Raw genomic sequence first — 23,349 nt, 5'->3', positions numbered from 1 at the left:
CTACGAAAACATCTTTTCCAAGACGTATCGAATGATTCCTACGACATATGCCGAGACGACACCAAACACAATGACGTTTCCAGCAAGCTTAAACATGTTCGTGGCCACACCTAACACAAGCCCTTCACTTTTATGCTCAAGAGCCGCACTTGTCATACTGTTTGCAAACCCTGTCACAGGGACAGCAGACCCCGCTCCAGCAAACTGACCAATTTTATCGTAAATACCGATACCAGTTAAAATAGAAGACATTAAAATGAGGGTCGCCACCGTTGGATTCCCCGCTGTCTTCTCATTAAAATCGAAAAAGGTAATATAGAAATTTTGCAATCCCTCGCCTATGGCACAGATCAATCCGCCAACAAGAAAAGCCTTTATGCAGTTGAGTACATAAGGGGGTTTGGGCTGATACGTTTTCACCTTAGATGGATAATTCTCTTTTAAACTTGACACAAGTCGTTCCCTCCACATTTTTAAATATAAATAAGCCAATGAAATAATGAGCCAAACACCTTTCCTAAGACGATGGCCATGAGCAGCAGCACAATTTTCCCGTCCATTCCAATTCTTTTCGTTAAGATAGGAAGTACATTTAACACTTCAGTGAGTGCGGCGGCGAGCATGCCAACGAAGATGCCTGATAAAAGGCCAATCGGGAGCACCAGCCATTTGGATAAATGCACATGCATTTGACTTAAGGTGGCCCATCCGCCAACGACCGCTCCACTGATGACAGCCGCCTCGTACCCTTGAATGAAACGCTGCGTTTTCGTTAATTGCATTAACCGTGGGATAATGCCAAGCACTGTGAGAAATGCCACAAATCCTGCCCCTACCGTTAACCCGCCGCCAAGCCCTACGAGCACAACAAACAACCAATTACCGATCATGGATATCTTTTAATGTTTCTTTATTTTCGTTGAGTGCAACATAATGATCGAGGTCGAGCTGGTATTTGAACATTTCCACTTCGAGCGGACTTGGTTCTTCATTTAAACGCTTTTTAAAGACATGATTGAAAAATAAAATCATCCCAAAACCGAGTCCAAAACTATATGGAATTTGCAATAAATACGGATGCTCCACTGTTTTTCCTGTGATCATTTCATATAGGCGGATATGAACAAGTCGCATACTGACATCCTCGTGGAAATTCATGATGGCAAGGGCCGCTCCAACAAATAATAGGAGCCATACAAACACAAATAATACGGGTGAGAGCTGGCGTTTGCCTGTATCAATTTCAACAATGGCCTCCGAGCCTCCGACGGTTTGAATGTCAATGTCTGGCCACGTTTTTTTGATCGTTTTGACCACATGCATGATATCTAAAACCACGATGTGACGATCCTTTTTGCTGACGTGATACATCGGCATTTTCCTGAGCTTTTGAACAGTCCGCTCATCACCAGTGATTTGGGCGATATCTGCTAAATAAATGAGCTGATCATTACCGGTCTTGATCCGATGGCGCAGCCGAATAAAGATTTGTCCGTCCATCCAAGTCACTTCCTATACGATGGGTTAAAAATAGTATGTGGTGAAAAATGGTTCTCATACTGAAAGAACTTCATTTACCGGTAATTACCACACAAAAAAAGCCAGCCGAATGGGACTGACCCCCGTTTTTGAGACAGGGATCAAAACACCTTTACGAAACAGCCAGTTGCCGATAGTTTATCGGTGATTGGTTGTTTAGTTTCGTTTGAATACGAATGTTGTTATAATAATAAATGTATTCTTTGACAGTGCGTTCTACAATGGTGTTCGTAGTTCGATCAATCCTGTTAAGATAGAACGTTTCAGACTTTAGTGAGGAATGAAACGATTCGATGGAGGCATTATCAGCGGGCGTCCCTTTACGGGACATGCTCATGGTAATGCCTTTCTTATGAACAGCTTTCTGATACTCGTAAGATGTATACACAGAACCTTGGTCGCTATGTAACACGCAGTTCTCAGGCAGTGATGGGAGCTGATTAAGTGTGTTTAAGATAAAGTCTGTGTCCTGCTTATCACCAATATTAAAAGCAATCACTTCTCCATTATATAAATCCAATATACTGGAAAGGTACAATTGTTTCTGTCCATAAGGCAAATACGTGATGTCCGTTACTAGTTTTTCAAGAGGGCGATCAGACTGAAAGTTCCGATCCAGTATATTACCAGCCACGGCATAGGGCTGCCCATTCTTCTTACGCTTTTTCATTTTAACTCGGCACTGCCACTGGTTTTTCTGCATGATACGTTGAACAGTTTTATGGTTAATACGCATGCTCATTTTTAGTATGGCGGTGATTTTTCGATAACCATATCGATACTTGTGCTCTCGGCACAACGTGCCGACCTGTTTCTCTAGTTGTCTTTTAGAGTGATTCTGAGTCAGATCCTTTTTCCATCTATAGTACGAAGTGCGTGAGATACCTAAATGGAAACAGGTGTCCTGTATCGTCATCGTTTCGCACAATTCTTCTACCAGTTTGATTGACGTTTCCTTATCAACTTCCTTTCCAATTCGTTGTACTTTTTTAAAACTTCATTCTGTTGACTCAAATAGCGATTTTCTGCCTGAAGTCTCTCTAATTCGGAAGAGTACTCAGGACCCTTTCCATAGGTATATTGTTTTCCAACAGGCTGTTCAAACCGGTGTGTATCCCCAGCCTTATGCCACCTCACCCATGTCTGAACCTGCGTCTTATTCTTGATATTCAATTTTTGCATAATCTCTTTCATAGGTACGCCTGCCAATCTCATTTCTACAGCCTTCTGTTTGACTTCAACCGGATAACTCACTCTTGTCCCCATAGAAAAAACACCTCCATGTTTTATTTCGGATCACAACGATCCATTTTCAAACTTGAAGGTGTTTTTTATTTGTCTCATCTGATGGGGTCAGTATAGTCCCTACCAACAGGGCTTTTTCTTTTTATTAATGGCTTAACCAAAGTATGCGTCTTCTGCGGTTTGAAAATCGTTCGAGGAATTTATATGTACTGCGGTTGTGACCCCCATTAATAAGGTAAGGCTTAATATCATAACTTTCAGGTGCTTCATTCAGCTTCCTCCTCCATCCATGTCAATTTTTTGGCCTGTGATTCCAAACCTTCATCAAAGTATTTTGATGCTAGTTTATGATTATCCTGCTTTTTATAAAATCTTGCAGCCATGATTGACAATTCTGCGGCATCTTTCCAAAGTTTTTGAGTTTTCAGTACATTTAAAGCTGCATCTAGTTGAGCTTCATCACCTGTTATTTAAATTGAATGTATGATGTTTAACTTAGCAATATACGCATTGTCAGATAATTCATTCGCCAATATGAGTGACTCATTGTATGACTCCAGCCCTTCAGCTTTTTTATCTAACTGGAAGAGAACACGGGCTAACATGTACTTAGTTCTCATATGCAGTGTTTTGTGTGGTTTTTTTAGTTCAATAGACAACCCATTCTGGAAAGAGTCTAAAGCTTGCTGAACCTTTCCTTGACGGTCATAACATATCCCTAGATTGAAATACCCCAGCGCTTGTGGCAAATCAATGTTAGATTTTGCTGCTAAATTGATAGCATCCTTATAGGTGGATTCAGCTTGTTCGAGTTGGTTTAAATCCATCTTATTTGATGCGATTACCATTAGAGTAGTAGCAATCCGACTCTCTTGTAAATCTGCTGATTTAAAGCTTTCTAAAGCTTTTTTGGCATGGTTAATGGAGAAATGATTTTGTGCGATTTTGTAGTACGCAATCGCAAGCTGATAGTTAAATTCAGCACGTTCTAATTCGTCAGGAACATTTCTAAGGCGGGTCTCTGCGATATGATAATAGTTGATAGCGTCTGAAAATCGATTTTTATAGAACTCATACATGCCATTGAAGAAGAAATAATAATACTGAATCATGTCATCTGTTTTCTGCTTCTCTTCAATGTCTATTTGCTTCAATAAAACTTTTGATCCCTCAAACTCCTGCACCATCATTTTGTATCTGGCATCAATCAAGTTAAAGTATAATAAGACATTTTGATCTTCTTACATATTTTCAAAAGCTTGTACTATCTCGCTTTTCTTTTTTTCAGCTTTTAGGATATCTTGTTTTTTTATAAGTCCGTACCAATCACCAATCATTTTAGCAACAAATGGACTTGCTACTTCTTCCGACAAACAAACCTCCCCCTATCATTTACCCTTTTCTTTCATTATCGCAGATTAAATGACCTTTTTAAACAAATTATGTAAAAATAAGTAATGTGACATGCCATACAGACAATAAAGAACTCCAAAACATGACAAAAATCCACCTACAAAAGACGCTGTTTATTTTTCACGCTCTTTACTGGTTTTATCCACTTGATCCATAACCATGATGACTCGCTTATAATAGCAACCTGTTTTCTCTAAGAAACTGTAGCATTAGCTTTACCAATTTTTCCTTCTGCTGCTGTCTCACATGAAGTAGCTGACAAAGTGATTACATCGAGTTTAGGGAAAGAAGCTGGTAATAAATTATAAAGTAAAGACTCTGTGATAATCATTGTCACAGAGTCTTTACTTTATATGGATTATTTAACACTTCTCGGTCTGTGGTCAACAGATTAAATCAGTGGTAGGATATTGAAAGGATACATAAATATTCATTAGGGTTCTCTTATCATATTCTTTCAAGGAGGCGAGACAAATGCCTTTCTGGCTACTGACAACTATCCTTACAGTTATTATATTAGGTTTTTCTTTAATATTTAAAAAAAGAAAATCCTTTTTACAGTATGGATTTCCAGCAGTTTTAATGATGGCAAGCATTATCTTATTAATTATAAGTTTCTTTGTAGGAGAATGGGAAGGTTTAGGAATGGGTGCAATGAGTGTATCTTTGCTAATTGCATCAGTTATCTCTTTAATTATTACCAGCTTCTTGAGTTATTTTAGTGGTATGAAACAAAAATAAAGCTCATGTTCGGGAACACAAGCTTTGACTGGTTATTATGCTCTTTTATAGCGATAATACATATATCGAATGATTTTTGTGATGACAGTGGTACACATGCATAAAAAGGTCATAGCCACTACCCAATACATATTCGACAGGTCGAATCCAGTATAGGCAAATATGAAGATGGTTGAAGTTATAAATGTGATAATTAGCACCACATGAATCTTCTTAAAGATTAAATACCCAATAATCCCCCAAACTAAATACAACAACGGCAATGTGAATAACACAAGACCCATGGGTTGAAGATAATGTAAGTTAATTTACTCCACTCTCCTCTACAGTTATCTTATAACTTCCATGCTGGTCATTTCCCAGTCTCTATCAGATTTTAGTGATATCTCCTTAGAGTCTTTGCTTTCAATATTATATTCAATAATTCTGCCAATAACTCCATCCTTATCTCTATCAAACATTCTTACCAATGCATAAATCTTGCCGTCTAAAATCTTGACCTCTTCTAAACGTTCGTCATCTGATTTAAAATTAAGTGGAATTTTTTCAGAAGATATCTCTTTGAGGTCTTTGTTGAATGTCTTGACTTCTCCTTCATAGGAAACTATCGTGACTCTATCCTTGCCTACATTGATCTTGTAGATAATGAATCCTTTATCCATTACTATTTCTCTCTTCTTATCGAGAGTTTTTTTGTCGAGTACAACCAACATCGATTCTTTCTTACTGTCAACGCCATCGTTTACGGCAAGAATTAATTCTTCATTGTTTAATGACTTCAAAGATTCATTATTGTCAGGAAAGAAGACTGAGTCGACATCTAACTTTTTTCGTTTTTCTTTATGAGTTTTAGGGTCTATTGAAGACACTGTGACACTTTCATCATTACTGAGAATGGCATAGATTTTTTTGTCTTCAAATATAGCTGTTGTTAATTCTCCGTCTAATTCAACTTGATTTTTATCGTTGTCATCTTCATTCCAATATACTAATTCTCCTACTAAGCCATCCTCTGTAAAGCCAACGTTAATATCGTGTATAACATACCCATTAGAGTAGTTAATAAAGAATGCACCCTCGTCATCTGTAGACTTTGAAAGTGATTTTGTATTCAAAGGCTCTACCTTCCCAGTCTTCTTATTTAGGGATACATGATAATTAGACCTATTAGATGAAAAGTACATATTATTATCGCTCTGAGTAGATGAGGTAAATCCCACACAGTCTTTCATTGTAATACTCGACAATTTCTTTCCTTCGTTGTTATAGTTGACCACCTCGCATCCTCTATCCATTACCTGCGAATAAATGATAGCAAATTTACTGTCTTTCATATTGCTCAATTCTCTCTTAGGTGAGTCAACAGCAGCCTCCTCTTTCTTTGAGCATGCTGTACATATTAATGCAATGGCGCAAGCTGAAATAAGTAGTTTTAAGTATTTCATTCAATCATCTCCTTTCAATTTTAAACAAGTAAAGCAATCGAGGGAGTCCCCCGACTGCTTATTGACTTACTTTTTATGATAAAAGACCTTCGTGTTGTTAGAGTTGACTAATTCCATTGGCGACACAACCGAATCAATTTTTATATTGTCAATGTCGTGCCCTTGGTTCTTCCAAGCTCTCCAGGCCAATTGAGAACAATAGAATTTTTTGGTAGTTTTCTTGTCAAAGAAATTCATGTTGTATGGCTTCTTTTGGTCAGCTTGCTTTTCAGCATACTTAGCCGCATTTACATATTTGGTATTATTAGACTTCTTCACCCATAGCCCGTAAACCTTCTTTCTAGAACCCCAATTATTATTATATCTTCTGACTCCATGTTGTTTAATAGGACTCCAATTTTTATGCCAAGCCTCTACGGTCTTAGCTGCTTTTCTTGAGACAATTGCGGCGTGTCCGAAGCCAATTGCGGAGCTACCTGAATTCAAGTCATAGCTTACTAATACATCGCCCTTAGTGCCTAAATTCTTGGCGTTTACGCTTATCTTATCTTTCTCTTCGTTGTACTTAGGTAAATACTCGTCAATCACGCCTTCTTTAATATATTGATCGATATCTTTCTGCGACTCTTCGAATATAGCTTCTGCTTTTTCTTCTGTAGATACAGAGTTATACTCCTTTTTGCTCATCTCGTAAAGCTCATTAATCTGTTCAGAGGTCATACCCTCTGCTTTCATTTCTTCTATTTCTTCTTTGGCTCTTTCATTGTTCATAGAAGGGTATACATCTGTCGCTTGTGCATTTCCTTCCAATCCAAACCCAGTGAATAATACAGATGCTGACAACAAGGATGTGACAATAACGTTTCGTTTTTTCATATTATTACCTCCAATTCCTTTTTTAGCGTGGTCCACTTTCCATCTATAGTACGAAGTGCGTGAGATACCTAAATGGAAACAGGTGTCCTGTATCGTCATCGTTTCGCACAATTCTTCTACCAGTTTGATTGCCGTTTCCTTATCAACTTCCTTTCCAATTCGTTGTACTTTTTTAAAACTTCATTCTGTTGACTCAAATAGCGATTTTCTGCCTGAAGTCTCTCTAATTCGGAAGAGTACTCAGGACCCTTTCCATAGGTATATTGTTTTCCAACAGGCTGTTCAAACCGGTGTGTATCCCCAGCCTTATGCCACCTCACCCATGTCTGAACCTGCGTTTTATTCTTAATATTCAATTCCTGCATGATCTCTTTCATAGGTACACCTGCCAATCTCATTTCTACAGCCTTCTGTTTCACTTCAACCGGATAACTCACTCTTGTACCCATAGAAAAAACACCTCCATGCTTTATTTCGGATCACAACGATCCGTTTTCAAACTTGAAGGTGTTTTTGATTTGTCTCATCTGATGGGGTCAGTACCAATAGGCTAGCTGTCTTTTTGATCCATTTGCACTTGGATTTGTTTTAAAATTTTCTTTTCAAGCCTTGAGACTTGTACTTGTGAAATACCAAGTCTCTCTGCTACCTCAGATTGCGTTTGGTCTTTATAATACCTTAAGTACACAATCAGTTTCTCTCGCTCTTCTAATTCCTTGATTGCCTCTTTTAGCGCAATTTTATCAAACCATCTTTCTTCTGAATGATCGGCAATTTGATCGAGCAGTGTAATCGGATCACCGTCATTTTCATACACGGTTTCATGTATAGATGACGGGGAGCGAACCGCTTCTTGAGCGAGGACGACATCCTCTGGTGTGATGTCGAGATAATCAGCGATTTCCTGTACAGTCGGCATTCTCCCATGAGATTTAGACAATTCGTCTCTTGCCCGCCTGATTTTATTTCCAAGTTCCTTTAAGGACCTGCTGACTTTGACCGTTCCATCATCACGAATGAAGCGCTGGATTTCACCGATGATCATGGGAACAGCATAGGTCGAAAATTTCACATCATAGGATAAATCAAATTTATCAACAGATTTTAACAGGCCGATACAGCCTATCTGAAATAGATCATCTGGTTCATATCCTCTATTTAAAAAGCGCTGAACGACGGACCAAACAAGACGCATGTTTTTTTCTACGAGGAGGTCTCTTGCTTGCTGATCTCCGTCTTGGCTTTTTTTTATGAGCTGTTTCACTTCATTATTTGACAGCTGTGCTTTTTTTGCTTGCTTTTTTACCTCCACATCCATATGAGCAGCTCCTTAATTACAAAGCGCTTTGCTTTTTGATAGATGCTTTGTTAAACGGATCGTTGTGCCCATTTCTGGAGATGAGTCTACCATGACATCGTCCATAAAATTCTCCATAATGGTAAATCCCATCCCGGATCGTTCTAAGTCTGGCTTTGTTGTGAAAAGAGGCTGTCTTGCTTCCTCAAGATCTGTAATTCCCATACCTTCGTCGCGTATCGTCAAATACACCACATGATCATCCAGCGTGACACTAATATGCACCTTTCCATCTGGGTTTCCGTCATATCCGTGAATAATGGAGTTTGTTACTGCCTCTGATACGACCGTTTTGATCTCGGTTAATTCATCTAATGTCGGATCAAGCTGGGCGATGAACGCCGCTACTGTTACCCTTGCGAAGGATTCATTTTGACTCAAAGCAGAGAAGGTCAGATTCATTTCATTTGTCATGATGCCACCCCCAATGTTTGCAGCGCTGTTTGCTCTGAAGGCTCCATACGGATGATTTTAAACAAGCCAGACATATCAAATAAACGGTTCACCGCTGGCGAGATCGCGCAGACGACCATTTCGCCACCAAGCTGCTTAATCTGCTTATATCTTCCTAAAATAACCCCGAGGCCAGAACTGTCCATAAATGATAAATCAGCTAAATTCAGCACGATGTGGCGAATGTCCTCTGTTTCCAAATAATTCGTCACCTTTTGTCTCAACGTTTCTGCAGAGTGATGATCGAGCTCTCCTGTCAACCGAATGCAAAGTACGCTCTCTTTGACTTGAAAATCAATACCAAGGCTCATCTTTTTCTTCCTCCTTGCTCTATTTTCGGATAAAGAATGTTTCTCTTTTCTATGAAGTAAATCCTTCACCATGACAAAACTAGTGATCATTCGTCACATTTAGATGTTCTTTTCTATTCGCTCATAGCAAAAAAAGACTGCCACTTGCAGCAGTCTTTCGCCTCTTATTTCCATTTGACAAATTCGGCCATTGCCCGTTTAAAGAAAGTCCAAACACCGGCTCTTTCCATGTCTTCTTTTGCCTCGACAGGGCTTTCATGAAGCACTTTCCCATCTTTTTTCAAAACGATGGTGCCAAGCTTGGTTCCTTTTGAAAATGGGGCCGTGACATCTTGAGATAGTTTAATTTCTTTTTTGATCTGATCGACATTTTCGCCTTTTTTCGTTAAAAGAGAAATCGGTTCAGATGTGACAAGCTGGATGTTTTTCTTTTTCCCTTTGCTCACTTTGATCTCTGCCACGTCTTGTCCTCGTTTGTACAGAGGATGGGTGGTATATTGACTAAATGCATAATCCAGCATTTTGACGACTTGAGCGTTTCTGTCTTTCGGTGTACTTGCACCGAATACAACAGCAATGACGCGCATGTTGCCTTTTTTAGCGGATGCGGTTAAACAATATTTCGCCTCGGCAGTAAATCCTGTTTTCATCCCATCGACGCCTGGATAAAATTTAATGAGACGGTTTGTGTTTACAAGCCAGAATTTTTTATCCGTGTTTTGCCGGAGGTAGTCTTCATATACACCTGTAAATTTGGTGATTTGTTCATATTTTAACAGCTCTTTCGCCATTTTTGCCATATCATGAGCTGTGCTGTAATGATCTTTTTCAGGAAGTCCTGTTGGGTTTTGAAAGACGGTTGATTTGAGGCCAAGTTCTTTTGCCTTTTTGTTCATTTGCTCAACAAATTGTTCTTCAGATCCAGCAATATGCTCTGCCATGGCAACTGAAGCGTCGTTTCCTGAAGCAATCGCAATGCCTTTCAGCATTTCTTTCACAGTCATTTCTTCTCCAGGTTCAAGGAAAATTTGTGAGCCTCCCATTGATGCTGCATAGTCGCTTGTTCTGACCTTGTCCGTCATTTTGATCTTTCCTTGGTCAATTGCTTCCATGATGAGAAGCATCGTCATGATTTTGGTCATACTTGCTGGCGCAAGCTTTTCATCACTGTTTTTGTTGTAAAGCACCTTTCCCGTGTCACGTTCAATTAAAATGGCTGATTTGGCTTCATGCGCCAATTCTGATGTTTGTTTTTCTCCTGGCTTTTCGATTTTTTCTTTTGCTGTCGCTGATGGCGACACCATTGAGATAAGGATCATTAAAATAAACAATGCACATATATGACGTTTCAAGTGGCAGACCTCCATTATCGTAATCCTTTTTATTTTTTCCTCATAAAGGCTGTTTTATTCAGAGATCGTTTGATTGCCATAAAAAAAGCCTTCTGCTTAATGAACAGAAGGCTTTAGGACACGTTCTATGAGAGTTGTTTGACAACATCTTTCACTAAATCAAGGAAACTGGCTTTCACTTTTTCCGTCACTTCGATGACTTCATCATGAGAAAGCGGCTGATCTAAAATACCTGAGGCCGCATTGGAAATGCATGAAATACCAAGTACTTTTATTCCTGCATGACGAGCCACGATGACTTCTGGCACAGTCGACATACCGACCGCATCAGCACCAAGCGTTCTGAGGAAACGTACTTCAGCCGGCGTTTCATAGGATGGGCCTGTCATTCCTGCATAAACGCCTTGCTGCACAGATATCCCTAGGTTTTGAGCGGTTTTCTCTGCAAGTGCCAGCAATTCCTGATCATACGGTGCAGACATATCAGGGAAACGAACCCCTTGACTGTCGTTTGGTCCAATTAACGGATTGGTTCCCATCATATTGATATGATCTGTAATCAGCATGAGATCACCAGGATGGAAGGACGTATTCACGCCGCCTGCTGCATTTGTAACAATACATGTCTCAATGCCGATTTCTTTCATCACACGGACAGGAAACGTCACTTGTTTCATATCATATCCTTCATAGAAATGAAAACGCCCTTGCATGGCACAAACGACCGTGCCTTTCAGCGTTCCAATCACGAGCTGACCAGCATGCCCCTCTACTGTTGAAACAGGGAATCCAGGAATATCTTCGTATTTTAATTTGATCGGATGTTCAATTTCATCTGCTAAAATGCCAAGACCTGACCCTAAAATCAATCCAACTGTTGGTACATATGTCGATGCTTGTTTAATGTATGCCGCCGCTTCTGAAAACTGTGTTCCCACGAGATTTCCCCCTATTTGAGTTTAGATAAAAAGCTTGTTCCGTATTTTGGCAGCGTTGATTTGAAATTATCTGCTACCGTTGCCCCTAGATCAGCAAAGGTTTTTGCTGTTGGGAGTTCATTCGCTTCCTGATGCTTTTTGCTGTAAGCAATAAGCGGAACATATTCTCTTGTATGATCTGTTCCGTGATGAACCGGGTCATTTCCGTGATCTGCTGTGATCACAAGCAGATCATCCTCTTTTAATAGATCAAATACTTCAGGAAGACGTGCGTCAAATTCCTCTAGTGCTTTACCGTAGCCTTCTGGATCTCTTCTGTGTCCATAAAGCGCGTCAAAATCGACAAGATTTAAGAAGCTAAGTCCTGTAAAGTCTGTTTTCAGCGTCTCAACTAGCTTGTCCATTCCATCCATGTTGGATTTTGTTCTGAGTGAAGAGGTGATCCCTTCGCCATCATAAATATCAGAGATTTTTCCGATTGCAATGACATCCAGTCCATCATCTTTCAGTTCATTCATCACTGTACGGTCAAATGGTTTTAACGCATAGTCATGACGGTTTGGTGTTCTGACAAATGCCCCCGGCTTCCCGACAAACGGACGAGCGATAATGCGCCCTACCATATACTTTTCATCTAATGTGAGTTCACGTGCGATTTCGCAAATGCGGTAAAGTTCGTCTAATGGTACAACTTCTTCGTGTGCAGCAATTTGCAGCACCGAATCCGCTGAAGTATAAACGATTAAATCGCCTGTTTTCATATGCTCTTCGCCAAGCTCATCAAGGATTTCTGTACCAGACGCCGGTTTATTTCCAATGATGCCGCGTCCGGTTTTTTCTTTTAGTTCATTTAATAGTTCATCTGGAAATCCGTCTGGAAAGACTTTAAATGGTGTGTCTATGTACAGACCCATGATTTCCCAATGACCTGTCATTGTGTCTTTACCGTTTGATGCTTCTTGCATCTTCCCATAATACGCAAGCGGTTTTTCATCCGCTGGAATTCCTTTAATTTCTTTAATATGACCCAGCCCAAGCTTCGCCATGTTCGGCATATGAAGCCCGTTCATTTTTTCTGCAATATGTCCAAGTGTATCTGCACCTACATCATTAAAATCAGCAGCATCTGGTGCTTCCCCAATTCCTACTGAATCCATCACAATGAGGAAAATGCGTTTATACTGATAATCAGGCATGAAAAAGCGCCTCCTTCAATATTCTTATCCTTTGACCTTTCATATTTAGAGAGGTCAGACATCTCAAGTATAAACCGTTTTCAAGTCAATTGACAACCTTAAACGGTCCAAACAAAAAAAAGCATGATACACGTTCTCCGTGTCATGCTTTACTTATGCCCTTGGATGGAATTTGTGATACACGTCTTTTAATCTTGTTTTCGTGACATGTGTGTAAATTTGTGTAGTAGAAATATCGGCATGACCGAGCATCTCCTGAACGGCTCTAAGATCCGCACCGTTTTCAAGTAGATGTGTTGCAAATGAATGCCTGAGCGTATGCGGCGTCAATTCTTTTTGAATGCCCGCTTCGATGGCTCGTTTTTTTAAATTTTTCCAAAAGCCTTGTCGTGACATCTTTTTCCCATGGTGATTGAGGAACAAGGCATCAGCCGGCTGTTTTTTTAAAAGCTTGTGTCTTCCTTTTTCAATATATACTTCAATCGCACTTGCAGCGGCTTCACCAATAGGCACGATGCGCTCTTTTCGCCCTTTTCCAAAACAGCGGATAAAGCCCATTGTCAGATGAACATCTGCAAGGGTCAGATCCAGCATTTCACTCACACGAATACCGGTTGCATATAAAAGCTCAAGCATGGCTTTGTCACGGTAGTCAAATGGTGTGTGCTGCTTTGGTGTATCGAGCAGCTTTTCGACCTCACCTAGTGATAGAACTTTCGGTAATTTCCGCTCTGTTTTTTGCGATTCGATGTTCCATGACGGGTCATCTGTTGTCACTTTTTCCCTGAGCAGAAATTGATGAAAGGAGCGAATGGATGATAGATGCCGCACAGACGTTTTACTCGATTTCCCTTCGTCTTTTAGCTTCTTTAAATAATGAATGATATGAAGGCGCGTGACATCTTTGATATCTGTCAACTGCTCATGTGTCATTAAAAAGGACAAATAGTTCTGTAAATCTCTTTTATAAGAGACAATGGTATTTTCAGAGAGTCCTCTCTCTACTGTCATAAAATGAATAAAGTCGGATAATTGATCCTTCAATGGTTTCTACTCCCCGTTTTGATAAAAATAAATCAATCGATCCTGCCAGGTGTTTTGTTTCGGCTGATCCATTTCCATCACTTTAATCGCTGCACCCTCTGGTTTATCATAACGATGATAGCTTTCATATTCTGAATTTATCCATATCATAGCATAATAGAACAGGACGGTAAAACCAGTGAACAAGATAAATACTTTCATCACTTCACCTGTTGTTTTGAGCCATTTTCGCATGATCTTCATGTCCTTTCTCATCTTTTCATTACTTCAGCATATGCCAGGTGGGACAAGGAATATACAGCGAAAATGCAAAAAACCTTTTCATCTTGAATGAAAAGGTTCCAATTCGGATTATTTGCCGGATTCATCATCATGACACCGGTGGCAAATACCATGGAATGTCAATCTATGATCCTTAATTTTAAATTTCCAGTCGCGTTCAATAATCTCTTCAACATCTTCTAATAAATCATCTTCTATCTCATCGACTGTCCCGCATTCCATGCAGACAAGATGGTGATGGAAGTGAGCGGCTCCTTCTTTGCGAAGATCATATCGCGAAACGCCGTCTCCAAAGTTAATTTTATCAACAACTTTCAGTTCAGTCAGCAATTCTAACGTCCGATAAACAGTAGCAAGACCAATTTCAGGAGACTTCTCTTTTACGAGGAGGTATACATCTTCTGCACTTAAATGGTCTTCTTCATTCTCAAGCAGTACTCTTACTGTTGCTTCACGCTGTGGCGTGAGCTTATAGCTGGAAGAATGAAGCTGTTTCTTAATTCGATCAATCCGATTTTCCATTGACTTTCCCTCCTACGCCACATTACTTGATCATTATATCAAATGATGTGCAGAGAGCCAACTATAATCATTTTAAATTGATAAATAAATTGATTATTATTTAATAATAATTATAAAAAATTTAAAAAAGAACACCTGCCAGCTTTTTCATCAGCATGAATGATAAGTATGATTCAAAAAAGGACGAAAGGGCCGCAAGCGCTAAAATCATCAGCAGAACAGACGCATACCGGCCAAACCACTGGACTGGCGCTTGGCTGATGGTTTTTTTCATGAAAAGCTGTCCAATTAACCGAATGGAGAACGCAATCGCACAAGTCCCAATGACTAAATATGCTGGAATGAGCAAGATATTTTGCGGAAGCACCGATATAAAAGAAAGAAAAAATCCACTAAGCCCCATTTGATTGACTAGAAAACCGACCGTAAACCCAACAACAATCCCTTTTAAAAAGATCATGAGAAAGATGAGCGGCAGGCCAATAATGGAAATTCCGAGTATCCACATGAGACCTAAATATTTCATATGATGCAGAAAGCTTTGCACAAACATTTCCTTTGATTCTGCTGCTTTCTCATTCGTCAGCTGTCCAAAAAATTGATGTAAATAATAGAATAAATCCTCTTTCTGACTCATTGTCATACTATTGACGATGATGGCCCCAAAGATGACACCCATTAAAAAGAGCACAGAAACAAACAAATAAATCGATAGATGATCTTTCACGTGCTGAAGAAGATGTTCCTTCCAAGACTTTTTCCGCATGCGTCTTCCTCCCAAATAGTAAAGGTTACTAGATTCTATGAGAGCGAATACGAAACATGACAGTTTTATTGAAAGAAAAACGAGAAAGCAGCCTGCACACTGCTTTCTCGTTTCCTTTATCGTGCGGCTTTTTGTACGTTCACAAGCCCGGCTCCATAATAAAATGGGTCTCCAAGCTTTATTGCCGTTTTTGAAAGCCTTTCACGCACTTCTTCATTTGTCAGATTCGGATGTTTTGATAGAATGACAGCTGCAGCTCCCGCAACATGAGGTGATGCCATGGACGTTCCGCTCTTATAGCCATATTCGTTATGAGGAAGGGTGCTTAACGTTGAAACACCTGGTGCTGATACTTCCACCTCTTCACCAACAGAGGAATCAAAGGCTCTTTTCCTTCCTTGATCCACAGATGCGACAGCTATCACGGAGTCATATTTGGCCGGGTAGTCTATTGTATTGAGTGAACCATAGCTTCCAGCATTCCCTGCAGAAGCCACAATGAGAATCCCTTTGTCATACGCTCGATCTACAGCCTCTTTCAGCGCTTCAGATTCACTTGCTCCCCCCATACTAATATTGATGACATCTATGTCATTTTCAATGGCCCATTCGATGCCTTTTATGATCCAGCTATAGTAGCCGTCACCATTTTCATCTGCCACTTTGACAGCATAGATAGAAGCTTTTGGCGCAACACCAACGACACCTATTTTATTATCTAGCGCTGCAATCGTGCCTGCCACATGGGTTCCGTGTTCATGGGGATCGACAAGCGGATCAGACTCTGTTGGAACAAAGCTGACACCGCCGCTTACGTGTAAATCTTCATGCTCGCCGTCAATTCCACTGTCAAGAACAGCTACTTTCACATTCTGACCGGCATATCCTCGTTTATGTACCTTTTGTGCTTGGATGCTTTTGATGCCATATGGGACGGTTTGACCGCTAGTTTTTGCTTTTTGGTCTTCCTCAATAAAGGTCACTTCTTTTGCTTGGCTCAGTTTTTCTTTTGATGCTTTATTCAATGAAACTTTCATTATATCTATTTGTTCTATTGATTCTTTCACATGGCCGCCAGCTTTTTCTACAAGCTGTTTTTGTGTTTTGTCTTGAACGGAAGAAGAAAAGCCGATGATATACTCTTTTTTTGCTTGCTCCTCTGCAGATATATCTGATGCGCCGAACGTGATGGATGCCAGCAGCATACTTGCCATACAAAATCCTGCTCCCAATGACTTGACGTTCACGATACTCACTCTCCCTTTCATTGCTTTTTGCCATTTAACTACATTTTTAGACAAAAAGAAACGACCATTTGTCCTATTTTTTAAAAATTTTCCATTTATTTGATCTACTTGTCACAAAAAAGCAAAATAAAAATGCTTATGATCCTGTTCATAGTGATCATAAGCATTCCTGTCTTTATGTTTTTTCATCATGTGCTGCAAAGCTTCTTGTTTTGTTTTTGTCTTTCTTTCGTGAGTGCTAAAATGCGCCATGTTCCCTCTCGACCGTTCTGGATTTCGGCTGCGCTGCCTTTGAATATGTTCTCGCTTTTTCTTTGCTTTGCTTTTTCCCATTTGGCAAAACCCCTTTCGTTGTCGTTATGATACACGATGTCATATGAAAAAGATAGATGTCTACACGTCTATCTCAGCGTGTAGACAAACCCTCGCATTCGGTGTCAGTCCTGCGTGCCGGTGCTCACGAATGTCAAATTCGCTCCACGCCGGTACTCGTCCTTCCTAGACTGCAAAGGTTTTCAGGTCACGCTGAAAAGAAGACAAAGGGCTAAAATAAAGTTCATTTTAGCCCTTTGTCAACAATCTGAGATAGACGTCTACACGTCTATCTTGCTTTTTTCACCATATCAAGATGCGGAATCCCATCTTCATCATAACAATCTGAGATCGCTTTGAAACCAAATGATTCGTAAAACGATTTCAAATACGCCTGTGCTTGAATTTTGATACTTGTTTCTCCTAATTCACTGAGCTTTTCTAAAGCCTTGCTGAGCAGTATCTTCCCATAGCCTTTTTTCCGGCCTGCCTGCGTCACAAGGACGCGGCCAATAGACGCCTCCTTATACATAATCCCGCTTTGGAAAATGCGGCAATAAGCGACAATGGTGCCATTCTCTTTTGCGATGAAATGAAGAGCATCTTGATCACGATGATCAATTTCAGGATAAGGACATGCTTGTTCTACGACAAACACATTCACTCTTTCCATTAAAATAAGGTAAAGGTCTTCTTTAGACAATTGTTCAAATGTTTGACATGTCCATTTAAGTTGACTCATGATTGATATCCACCTTGCCGTAGACGCCGCCTCCACCAGCGATCAGTCCGACTTCTCCCTTTCTCGCTTTGATAATGTAATTGGCCGTTTTTTTTGGCAGGACAGCTTTTAGTTCTTGTTCTGTTGCTTGATGAAGAATGTTCATTTCTGTGTGAAAAACGGCTTTCAGCTTTTCTAATGTTTTGGCCCCAACGCCCGGAATAAATTGAAGCGGGAGCTGATGAACATAAGGAGGTCTCTTTCCATGATCACTTTCTTGGTCAGCAAGCTCCTTTAAACGCTCACTCACCCCTTTGGTCATTCGGGTATGGCCGCATGCTTTGCACTTTTCTTGATCCTGACTGTCAGGTCTTACCCCGCATTTCTCACAGGTCGTATGATAATACTTTCCAAGCCGCGGAGCGAGCCCATAATTTCCTGTGATGCTTCGGCCATCTTTTCCTTGAAGGGCTAGCTCGAATTCAGTAAAAGAAGCATGATCCATTCGAATTTTCGTATATTCTCGCGCAATTTTCCCTAAGGAATGAGCATCTGAATTCGTTAAAAAAGGATAGCGATTTAGCTCACTTAGCTGGGAGGCCATTGACGTATCGCAGCTAAGACCAAGCTCAACAGCATCAATGAGCTCTGGATCGAATACTTCTGTTAAAGAAGTGTTTACCCCTTTGCCGTATAAACTTTTGTGCGGCGTGAAAATATGCGCAGGAATAAATAATCCGCCAAACTCCTTTACCTTATGCTGAAGCGTTCTCCCATCAACATATAGGCGCTGTGAGCTCAAATGCACATTTTTCATGTAAAGAGAGAGCCATGCGGAAAACTCGGACATTTTGTGTAATGTGGGCATAAAAGCCAGCACATGAATCGGCCCCTTTGAATGGCCGTCATTGATTTCTAGTTCACTGCCTAAAAGCAAAACGGTTTGTCCAAATGATAGACCGCCATCGCTTAACTCCTTGTACGTGCCTTCCTCTACACCTTCTATCAATTCTTCTAGGACTTCAGGAGATTGTGCATCAATCACACCAATCATCCCCATCCCTTTACTTTGTGACGCTTCTATTAGAATTTGATCAATGGTCAGTGACCTTGCACCTGTAATTTTGACAGCTCTGCCTGTTCTCGTTCTGCCAATATGAATATGGATATCTGCAAAGAACTCCCTCATTTTGTAGACTCAAGTACCTCTTGCAGTTGTAAGTATTGGATGGCATAGGCTGTTTTTGCATCATAAATCTGCTGTTTTTCGATGAGGTGCAGCGCTTCTTCTAATGTCACTTCCATCACTTCGACAAATTCATCTTCATCCAGCTCTCTTTTTTCTTCAAGCGGAACCAGCTCATCTGCCAGATACATGTGAACAATTTCATCTGCAAACCCAGGAGATGTGTAAAAGGCCGTCAGCTTTTTCAGCTGCTGAGTCGTGTACCCGGTTTCTTCTTCTAATTCTCTTAGTGCTGTATGTGCCGGCTCTTCACCTTGTTCTAATTTTCCAGCTGGAATTTCAACAATGGCTCTCTCAAGTGCTTTCCTGTATTGCTTGACCAAAATGATTTTATTTTCGTCTGTACGTGCAATAACTGCTACTGCACCTGGATGTTTGATGATTTCTCGTTTGCCTTGTTTTCCATTAGGCAATTCTACATCTTCAAGAACCAAGTCAATGATTTTTCCTTTATATAACTCTTTAGATGATAATGTTTTTTCTTCAAAGTCCTTCAATTTTGTCAGCTCCTCGTTCTACTTTCACTTTTCACTTCATTCATTTTAACATAGATGATTTAGGAGAAGCGAAAAGCCAAGGGCCGCTTCAATGCACCCTTTGAAATCACCTGGCTTGAATTCCAGAATTTTTTCACTTAATGTGAAAGGATAGGAGTGTGATTGAATTGAAAAAAAGACGAATTGGCACCTCTGATCTTTTGGTTAGTGAGGCGGCACTAGGATGTATGTCACTTGGAACTGAAAAAGAAAAAGCGCTCTCTTTATTAGATGAAGCCATTGATCTTGGGATTAACTATTTGGATACAGCCGATTTATATGATTTTGGGACAAATGAGGAAATTGTCGGGGAGGCCATTAAGAACAGACGGCAAGATTTGATTTTGGCCACAAAAGTGGGCAACCGCTTTGAAAAAGGCAAGCCGGGCTGGGACTGGGACCCTTCAAAGGCGTACATAAAAGAGGCCGTGAAACAGAGCCTCAAACGGCTTCAAACAGATTATATTGATTTATATCAATTGCACGGGGGCACAATTGACGACCCAATTGATGAAACCATTGAGGCGTTTGAAGAATTAGTGGAAGAAGGCGTCATTCGCTATTACGGCATATCGTCTATTCGTCCAAATGTCATTAAAGAATATGCCAAAAAATCGAACATTGTGAGTGTGATGATGCAATATAGTTTACTCGACCGCCGTCCAGAAGAATGGTTTTCTCTTCTTGAAGAACAAAGCATTAGTGTCGTCGCTAGAGGTCCTTTAGCGAAAGGGCTTTTAACTGAAAAACCGCTCTCTCAAGCAAGTGCAGCGATTCAAAAAAACGGTTATCTTCAATACTCATTTGAAGAGCTTCAGCAAGTCATTCCTTCATTAAAGAAAGTCGCTTATGACCTATCGCTCACTGAACTGTCCATTCAATACTTGCTCAAGCATTCTACTGTCAGCTCGGTTGTTTTTGGCGCAAGCTCGGTGAAACAGTTAAAAGAAAATGTGGCAGCAGCCAATGCACGTTCTTTAAGCGATCAAGAAGTAAAAGCTTTGATGTATTTCACAAAACAGTCTGTGTATGAGACGCATCGTGTCAATCGAACGTAAAAAGAAGACAAAGGGCTTAAATAAAGAGTATTTTAGCCCTTTGTCAACAATCTGAGAGATCACATCAAGTGATCTCTTTTTTAGTTAGCTTTTATACTTTCTCCAGTCTAAATGACTTTCATCTAGCAGCTCTGAGAAGCTTTTATTTTTTTCTTTTTCTTTCTGTTGCCGAAGGAGGTCTTGTCGTTTTTGTTCTTCTCTTTTTTCTGTCTCAACGGCGAGATTCTGCTTCATTTGAAGGAGCTACTGTTTCACATCATCCTTTATGCCGTCTTTCAGTTTTGCTTGGTCTTGCTTAGTCTTTTTCACTTTGCCTCTCTCCTTTTGCCTTAGTGTATCATCCGTTTTATTTGCTGAGCAAGAGTCACGCCAATCTCCCAACATGTGGTATGATCATCATAGAAGAACTTCGGAAAGGAAGAATCAGCTTGAAGAAGAAATGGATCGTTATACTTGCTTTGATATTATTTCCACTCACTGCAATCGGTATTTTTTTCACTAATAAAATGATGTATATTCGTAGATTAACGGACGAAGAGCTCATCAAACGAGAATCAGATGAAGGGCATTATCATCACGAGGAATTTCAACAGCTTCAAAAAGAGAAAGTTTGTATTCCTTCAGCATTTGGTTATGATCTTCATGGCTATTTTGTGCCGCTTCCACATACAACCCGCACCATCGTGCTTTGCCACGGCGTCACAGTCAGTCTGATCAATTCCGTTAAGTATATGAAATTATTCCAAAAGCTCGGATGGAATGTGATGCTTTATGATCATAGAAGACACGGAATGAGCGGCGGAAAAACGACTAGTTATGGATTTTATGAAAAAGAAGATTTAGCTCAGGTGGTAAAGTGGCTGAGACAAAGACTCGGGGAAAGTGCCATCATTGGTATACACGGAGAATCAATGGGCGCAGTCACGACCTTACTATATGCTGCAAAACCGGAAGCAAGCGCCAATTTTTACATAGCTGATTGTCCTTTTGCTTCTTTTCAGGATCAGCTTGTGTATCGATTAAAAACGGATTTTCGACTTTCAGGTCAATGGATTCTTCCATTAAGTGATCTAGTGTTAAAATGGCGGGACGGATATCGCATCAGGCAGGTGTCCCCTCTTGATGTGATTGACAAGGTGAAAGAACCTGTTCTTTTTATCCATAGCCTTTATGACGACTATATTCCCTGTGAGCAAAGTCAGCAGTTATATGCACGAAAAAAGGGTGATAAACGGCTATTTATTGCGCCTCATGGTGCGCATGCGATGTCCTATAGTGAAAATAAGGAAGCATATGAACAAGAGGTTCAGGCATTTCTTCAAACATTTAAACTCAATGAAAATGAAAGAGGAGAATGAACAGCGGTTCGTCTCCTCTTTTTAGCTAACTTATGCGATAGTCACCACTGTTGTATGGTGTCTGCCCGCCAGCTCCATATGGCTCTCTTCCGATTGCTGCTGACTCATGACCGATAACCCTGCAGTTGCTGCCAATAAAAGAACTATCAAACTCATTTTCATATAAATGACCTCCATTTTGAATTTTTGATATAGCTTGAATTTTCCTTTCGTAATACCGGGTAGATACTTCAAATAATCCAAGCTCATTATAATAATGAGCTGCATCAAGTGCCAATTCCTCAATATCCGGGTACAAGCGCTTGTCCTCCAACAAATCTAATGTATCGTCTATGATTTTTATTTCTGCATCAACGTATAATGCTTTTAAAAACTGAAATTTGCAGATGTAAATTTCATCTTCTAATTCACAGGCTTTCATAATACCTTGTTGATAGAGGGTTAACGACTCTTCTATTCTTTTTTGTTTAAACAGGATTTGTGTCAGCATAAATAGTGGGTCTAGAGAGCGATTTAGATGGGTTAAATTCTCCTTTTCAAACACTTCAAGAGAGTCTTTGAGATAACGACTTGCTGCGGCAAGATCGTTCATTTGGTAATAGCAGTTACCTAAGTTGAAAAGGGCCGAACCTATGACTCGAGGGTTTCCAATTGAGCGTGCTCGCTTTAGAGCATTTTTAAAGTAGGGTAATGCATGTTCATAGCATTTCAAATCATCATAGTTTGCACCGATGACAAATTCACAGTGGATGATTCTCAGCGTGTACGTTCTGTAGGCAGCGTACGTATCTAACGCTTGCAAAGCATAGTGCATCGAAAAGTGGGTTTGTTTCATGTGGTAGTATATTTCTGCTAATTTAAAATAAAATTCTGCTCTTTCTATATCATCTGATATGAGATTGAGCTTTTTTTCTGCGGAACGGTAATAAGCAATAGCGCTCAAATAGTTTCTCTGTTCAAATTCAAACATTCCTGTAAAAAAATGAACATAGTATTCAAGCATGTCCGTTAATTTTGTTTGCGAATGTTCGATCGTTTCTAAAAGCTTCTTAATTTCTTCATCATTCGAAGCTTTCTTTGCCGGTTCAAAATATTCAAGCATCACTTTATGGCGAAAATCCATCAGCTGGTAAAAAAGCAGCAAGTTTTGATCCTGCTCCATCTCAAGGATTTCCTGCTCGATCTCGGCCTTCAGTTTCTCTGCCTTCATGACATGAAATCCGCAAATCTGTCTATACCATTCGTTTATTTTGATTCCAACCTGAGGCGATGACAGCTTGAGCTTCAATTCACCTTAGCACCTCCCTTCTCATATACGATACATGTTGTATTCTATCATATTTCCACGAATGGAAGAAATATGAAATGTCGTTTTTCGTAAAGTTTTCGGT

Annotated in this window: 27 protein-coding genes and 2 pseudogenes; 3 read left to right on the top strand and 26 right to left on the bottom strand. The window is 40.1% G+C overall.

Going from position 1 to position 23,349, the window contains the following annotated elements; genetic code table 11:
* The 6 genes from spoVAC to BK049_RS19615 form a co-directional block, all read right to left on the bottom strand.
* Positions 1-453: a stage V sporulation protein AC gene (gene spoVAC, locus BK049_RS16585; RefSeq protein ID WP_008359664.1), complete on the bottom strand. Its 453-nt coding sequence runs from the start codon at positions 451-453 to the stop codon at positions 1-3.
* Positions 454-473: 20 nt separating this feature from the next.
* On the bottom strand, positions 474-890 hold the full coding sequence (locus tag BK049_RS16580; RefSeq protein ID WP_071168984.1) for a stage V sporulation protein AB: 417 nt from the start codon (positions 888-890) through the stop codon (positions 474-476).
* Positions 880-1,500 (bottom strand): stage V sporulation protein AA, encoded by a 621-nt coding sequence (locus tag BK049_RS16575; RefSeq protein WP_008359660.1) that lies wholly within the window; start codon positions 1,498-1,500, stop codon positions 880-882. Before BK049_RS16575 ends, BK049_RS16580 begins: the two co-directional genes overlap by 11 nt.
* Before the next feature lie 151 nt (positions 1,501-1,651).
* Positions 1,652-2,805 (bottom strand): IS3 family transposase gene (locus BK049_RS16570; protein WP_145939419.1). Its coding sequence is split into 2 segments (ribosomal slippage): positions 1,652-2,532 and positions 2,532-2,805, totalling 1,155 coding nucleotides; the frame shifts between segments, so codons are not numbered across the junction.
* Positions 2,806-3,254: 449 nt separating this feature from the next.
* Entirely contained in the window at positions 3,255-3,938 is a 684-nt protein-coding gene (locus BK049_RS19895) for a tetratricopeptide repeat protein (protein WP_244887356.1), read from the bottom strand.
* 87 nt (positions 3,939-4,025) lie between these two features.
* Entirely contained in the window at positions 4,026-4,157 is a 132-nt protein-coding gene (locus BK049_RS19615) for a response regulator aspartate phosphatase (protein ID WP_167358866.1), read from the bottom strand.
* 514 nt (positions 4,158-4,671) lie between these two features.
* Here BK049_RS19615 and BK049_RS16555 point away from each other — a divergent pair.
* A complete protein-coding gene (locus BK049_RS16555; RefSeq protein WP_008362159.1) occupies positions 4,672-4,938 on the top strand; it encodes a YesK family protein in 267 nt (88 codons plus the stop codon).
* 329 nt (positions 4,939-5,267) lie between these two features.
* Here BK049_RS16555 and BK049_RS16550 read toward each other — a convergent pair whose 3' ends face one another.
* The 18 genes and pseudogenes from BK049_RS16550 to BK049_RS16465 form a co-directional block, all read right to left on the bottom strand.
* On the bottom strand, positions 5,268-6,383 hold the full coding sequence (locus tag BK049_RS16550; protein ID WP_008362161.1) for a hypothetical protein: 1,116 nt from the start codon (positions 6,381-6,383) through the stop codon (positions 5,268-5,270).
* 66 nt (positions 6,384-6,449) lie between these two features.
* The gene (locus tag BK049_RS16545) at positions 6,450-7,259 is read right to left on the bottom strand and encodes a hypothetical protein (protein WP_008362163.1); all 810 of its coding nucleotides are present in this window, start codon (positions 7,257-7,259) and stop codon (positions 6,450-6,452) included.
* 18 nt (positions 7,260-7,277) lie between these two features.
* Positions 7,278-7,708 (bottom strand): annotated as a pseudogene (locus tag BK049_RS16540) (IS3 family transposase); the annotation flags it as partial.
* Positions 7,709-7,809: 101 nt separating this feature from the next.
* Positions 7,810-8,577 (bottom strand): RNA polymerase sporulation sigma factor SigF, encoded by a 768-nt coding sequence (sigF, locus tag BK049_RS16535; protein WP_071168983.1) that lies wholly within the window; start codon positions 8,575-8,577, stop codon positions 7,810-7,812.
* Positions 8,578-8,589: 12 nt separating this feature from the next.
* Positions 8,590-9,030, bottom strand: coding sequence for an anti-sigma F factor (gene spoIIAB / locus BK049_RS16530; RefSeq protein ID WP_008361802.1), 441 nt, complete (start codon positions 9,028-9,030; stop codon positions 8,590-8,592).
* Positions 9,027-9,380: an anti-sigma F factor antagonist gene (spoIIAA, locus tag BK049_RS16525; protein ID WP_008361804.1), complete on the bottom strand. Its 354-nt coding sequence runs from the start codon at positions 9,378-9,380 to the stop codon at positions 9,027-9,029. The genes spoIIAB and spoIIAA overlap by 4 nt, the downstream gene beginning before the upstream one ends.
* Positions 9,381-9,544: 164 nt before the next feature.
* The gene (locus BK049_RS16520) at positions 9,545-10,699 is read right to left on the bottom strand and encodes a D-alanyl-D-alanine carboxypeptidase family protein (protein ID WP_406566830.1); all 1,155 of its coding nucleotides are present in this window, start codon (positions 10,697-10,699) and stop codon (positions 9,545-9,547) included.
* Positions 10,700-10,857: 158 nt separating this feature from the next.
* Positions 10,858-11,670, bottom strand: a complete 813-nt coding sequence (locus tag BK049_RS16515) for a purine-nucleoside phosphorylase (protein ID WP_008361808.1) — start codon at positions 11,668-11,670, stop codon at positions 10,858-10,860.
* Between the two features lie 11 nt (positions 11,671-11,681).
* Positions 11,682-12,866 (bottom strand): phosphopentomutase, encoded by a 1,185-nt coding sequence (deoB, locus tag BK049_RS16510; RefSeq protein WP_071168982.1) that lies wholly within the window; start codon positions 12,864-12,866, stop codon positions 11,682-11,684.
* 153 nt (positions 12,867-13,019) lie between these two features.
* The gene (xerD, locus tag BK049_RS16505) at positions 13,020-13,910 is read right to left on the bottom strand and encodes a site-specific tyrosine recombinase XerD (RefSeq protein ID WP_008361812.1); all 891 of its coding nucleotides are present in this window, start codon (positions 13,908-13,910) and stop codon (positions 13,020-13,022) included.
* 6 nt (positions 13,911-13,916) lie between these two features.
* On the bottom strand, positions 13,917-14,144 hold the full coding sequence (locus BK049_RS16500) for a YqzK family protein (RefSeq protein ID WP_008361814.1): 228 nt from the start codon (positions 14,142-14,144) through the stop codon (positions 13,917-13,919).
* Positions 14,145-14,261: 117 nt separating this feature from the next.
* Complete coding sequence (fur, locus tag BK049_RS16495) at positions 14,262-14,714, bottom strand: ferric iron uptake transcriptional regulator (RefSeq protein WP_003215577.1); 453 nt, start codon at positions 14,712-14,714, stop codon at positions 14,262-14,264.
* 121 nt (positions 14,715-14,835) lie between these two features.
* A complete protein-coding gene (gene spoIIM, locus BK049_RS16490; RefSeq protein WP_008361816.1) occupies positions 14,836-15,480 on the bottom strand; it encodes a stage II sporulation protein M in 645 nt (214 codons plus the stop codon).
* 116 nt (positions 15,481-15,596) lie between these two features.
* Positions 15,597-16,727 (bottom strand): S8 family peptidase, encoded by a 1,131-nt coding sequence (locus tag BK049_RS16485; protein WP_083381139.1) that lies wholly within the window; start codon positions 16,725-16,727, stop codon positions 15,597-15,599.
* Positions 16,728-16,838: 111 nt separating this feature from the next.
* On the bottom strand, positions 16,839-17,060 hold the full coding sequence (locus BK049_RS16480; RefSeq protein WP_008361820.1) for a hypothetical protein: 222 nt from the start codon (positions 17,058-17,060) through the stop codon (positions 16,839-16,841).
* 268 nt (positions 17,061-17,328) lie between these two features.
* A complete protein-coding gene (locus tag BK049_RS16475; RefSeq protein WP_008358734.1) occupies positions 17,329-17,781 on the bottom strand; it encodes a GNAT family N-acetyltransferase in 453 nt (150 codons plus the stop codon).
* Positions 17,768-18,949 carry a TIGR00375 family protein gene (locus BK049_RS16470; protein WP_071168980.1) on the bottom strand — a complete coding sequence of 394 codons (1,182 nt, stop codon included), beginning with the start codon at positions 18,947-18,949 and terminating at the stop codon, positions 17,768-17,770. The genes BK049_RS16475 and BK049_RS16470 overlap by 14 nt, the downstream gene beginning before the upstream one ends.
* Positions 18,946-19,503 carry an NUDIX hydrolase gene (locus tag BK049_RS16465; RefSeq protein ID WP_008358739.1) on the bottom strand — a complete coding sequence of 186 codons (558 nt, stop codon included), beginning with the start codon at positions 19,501-19,503 and terminating at the stop codon, positions 18,946-18,948. The genes BK049_RS16470 and BK049_RS16465 overlap by 4 nt, the downstream gene beginning before the upstream one ends.
* Positions 19,504-19,670: 167 nt before the next feature.
* Here BK049_RS16465 and BK049_RS16460 point away from each other — a divergent pair, with 167 nt between their 5' ends.
* Positions 19,671-20,600 carry an aldo/keto reductase gene (locus tag BK049_RS16460; protein ID WP_071168979.1) on the top strand — a complete coding sequence of 310 codons (930 nt, stop codon included), beginning with the start codon at positions 19,671-19,673 and terminating at the stop codon, positions 20,598-20,600.
* Between the two features lie 84 nt (positions 20,601-20,684).
* Here the strand turns inward: BK049_RS16460 and BK049_RS16455 are convergent.
* Positions 20,685-20,909: pseudogene (locus BK049_RS16455) on the bottom strand (YqkE family protein).
* An 80-nt stretch (positions 20,910-20,989) separates the two neighbouring features.
* Here BK049_RS16455 and BK049_RS16450 point away from each other — a divergent pair.
* A complete protein-coding gene (locus BK049_RS16450) occupies positions 20,990-21,958 on the top strand; it encodes an alpha/beta hydrolase (protein ID WP_071168978.1) in 969 nt (322 codons plus the stop codon).
* Positions 21,959-21,983: 25 nt separating this feature from the next.
* Here the strand turns inward: BK049_RS16450 and BK049_RS16445 are convergent, their stop codons facing one another.
* Entirely contained in the window at positions 21,984-23,246 is a 1,263-nt protein-coding gene (locus BK049_RS16445) for a response regulator aspartate phosphatase (RefSeq protein WP_008358747.1), read from the bottom strand.
* Between the last annotated feature and the right edge of the window lie 103 nt (positions 23,247-23,349).

This window comes from Bacillus xiamenensis, from assembly GCF_001857925.1.
In the GTDB taxonomy this organism is placed as follows: Bacteria; Bacillota; Bacilli; order Bacillales; family Bacillaceae; genus Bacillus; species Bacillus xiamenensis.
The sequence above is the reverse complement of the archived record's forward strand: the minus strand, read 5'-3'. Positions and strand labels throughout refer to the sequence as shown.

Bases quoted from the DNA above. Each gene is read 5' to 3' on its own strand.
- spoIIAB (WP_008361802.1), bottom strand. From the start codon at position 9,030: ATGACAAATGAAATGAATCTGACCTTCTCTGCTTTGAGTCAAAATGAA.
- fur (WP_003215577.1), bottom strand. From the start codon at position 14,714: ATGGAAAATCGGATTGATCGAATTAAGAAACAGCTTCATTCTTCCAGC.
- spoIIAA (WP_008361804.1), bottom strand. From the start codon at position 9,380: ATGAGCCTTGGTATTGATTTTCAAGTCAAAGAGAGCGTACTTTGCATT.
- BK049_RS16550 (WP_008362161.1), bottom strand. From the start codon at position 6,383: ATGAAATACTTAAAACTACTTATTTCAGCTTGCGCCATTGCATTAATA.
- BK049_RS16555 (WP_008362159.1), top strand. From the start codon at position 4,672: ATGCCTTTCTGGCTACTGACAACTATCCTTACAGTTATTATATTAGGT.
- BK049_RS16580 (WP_071168984.1), bottom strand. From the start codon at position 890: ATGATCGGTAATTGGTTGTTTGTTGTGCTCGTAGGGCTTGGCGGCGGG.
- BK049_RS16450 (WP_071168978.1), top strand. From the start codon at position 20,990: ATGATCATCATAGAAGAACTTCGGAAAGGAAGAATCAGCTTGAAGAAG.
- BK049_RS16520 (WP_406566830.1), bottom strand. From the start codon at position 10,699: ATGATCCTTATCTCAATGGTGTCGCCATCAGCGACAGCAAAAGAAAAA.
- BK049_RS16545 (WP_008362163.1), bottom strand. From the start codon at position 7,259: ATGAAAAAACGAAACGTTATTGTCACATCCTTGTTGTCAGCATCTGTA.
- BK049_RS16475 (WP_008358734.1), bottom strand. From the start codon at position 17,781: ATGAGTCAACTTAAATGGACATGTCAAACATTTGAACAATTGTCTAAA.
- sigF (WP_071168983.1), bottom strand. From the start codon at position 8,577: ATGGATGTGGAGGTAAAAAAGCAAGCAAAAAAAGCACAGCTGTCAAAT.
- BK049_RS16470 (WP_071168980.1), bottom strand. From the start codon at position 18,949: ATGAGGGAGTTCTTTGCAGATATCCATATTCATATTGGCAGAACGAGA.
- spoIIM (WP_008361816.1), bottom strand. From the start codon at position 15,480: ATGCGGAAAAAGTCTTGGAAGGAACATCTTCTTCAGCACGTGAAAGAT.
- BK049_RS16575 (WP_008359660.1), bottom strand. From the start codon at position 1,500: ATGGACGGACAAATCTTTATTCGGCTGCGCCATCGGATCAAGACCGGT.
- BK049_RS16480 (WP_008361820.1), bottom strand. From the start codon at position 17,060: ATGGGAAAAAGCAAAGCAAAGAAAAAGCGAGAACATATTCAAAGGCAG.
- deoB (WP_071168982.1), bottom strand. From the start codon at position 12,866: ATGCCTGATTATCAGTATAAACGCATTTTCCTCATTGTGATGGATTCA.
- BK049_RS16500 (WP_008361814.1), bottom strand. From the start codon at position 14,144: ATGCGAAAATGGCTCAAAACAACAGGTGAAGTGATGAAAGTATTTATC.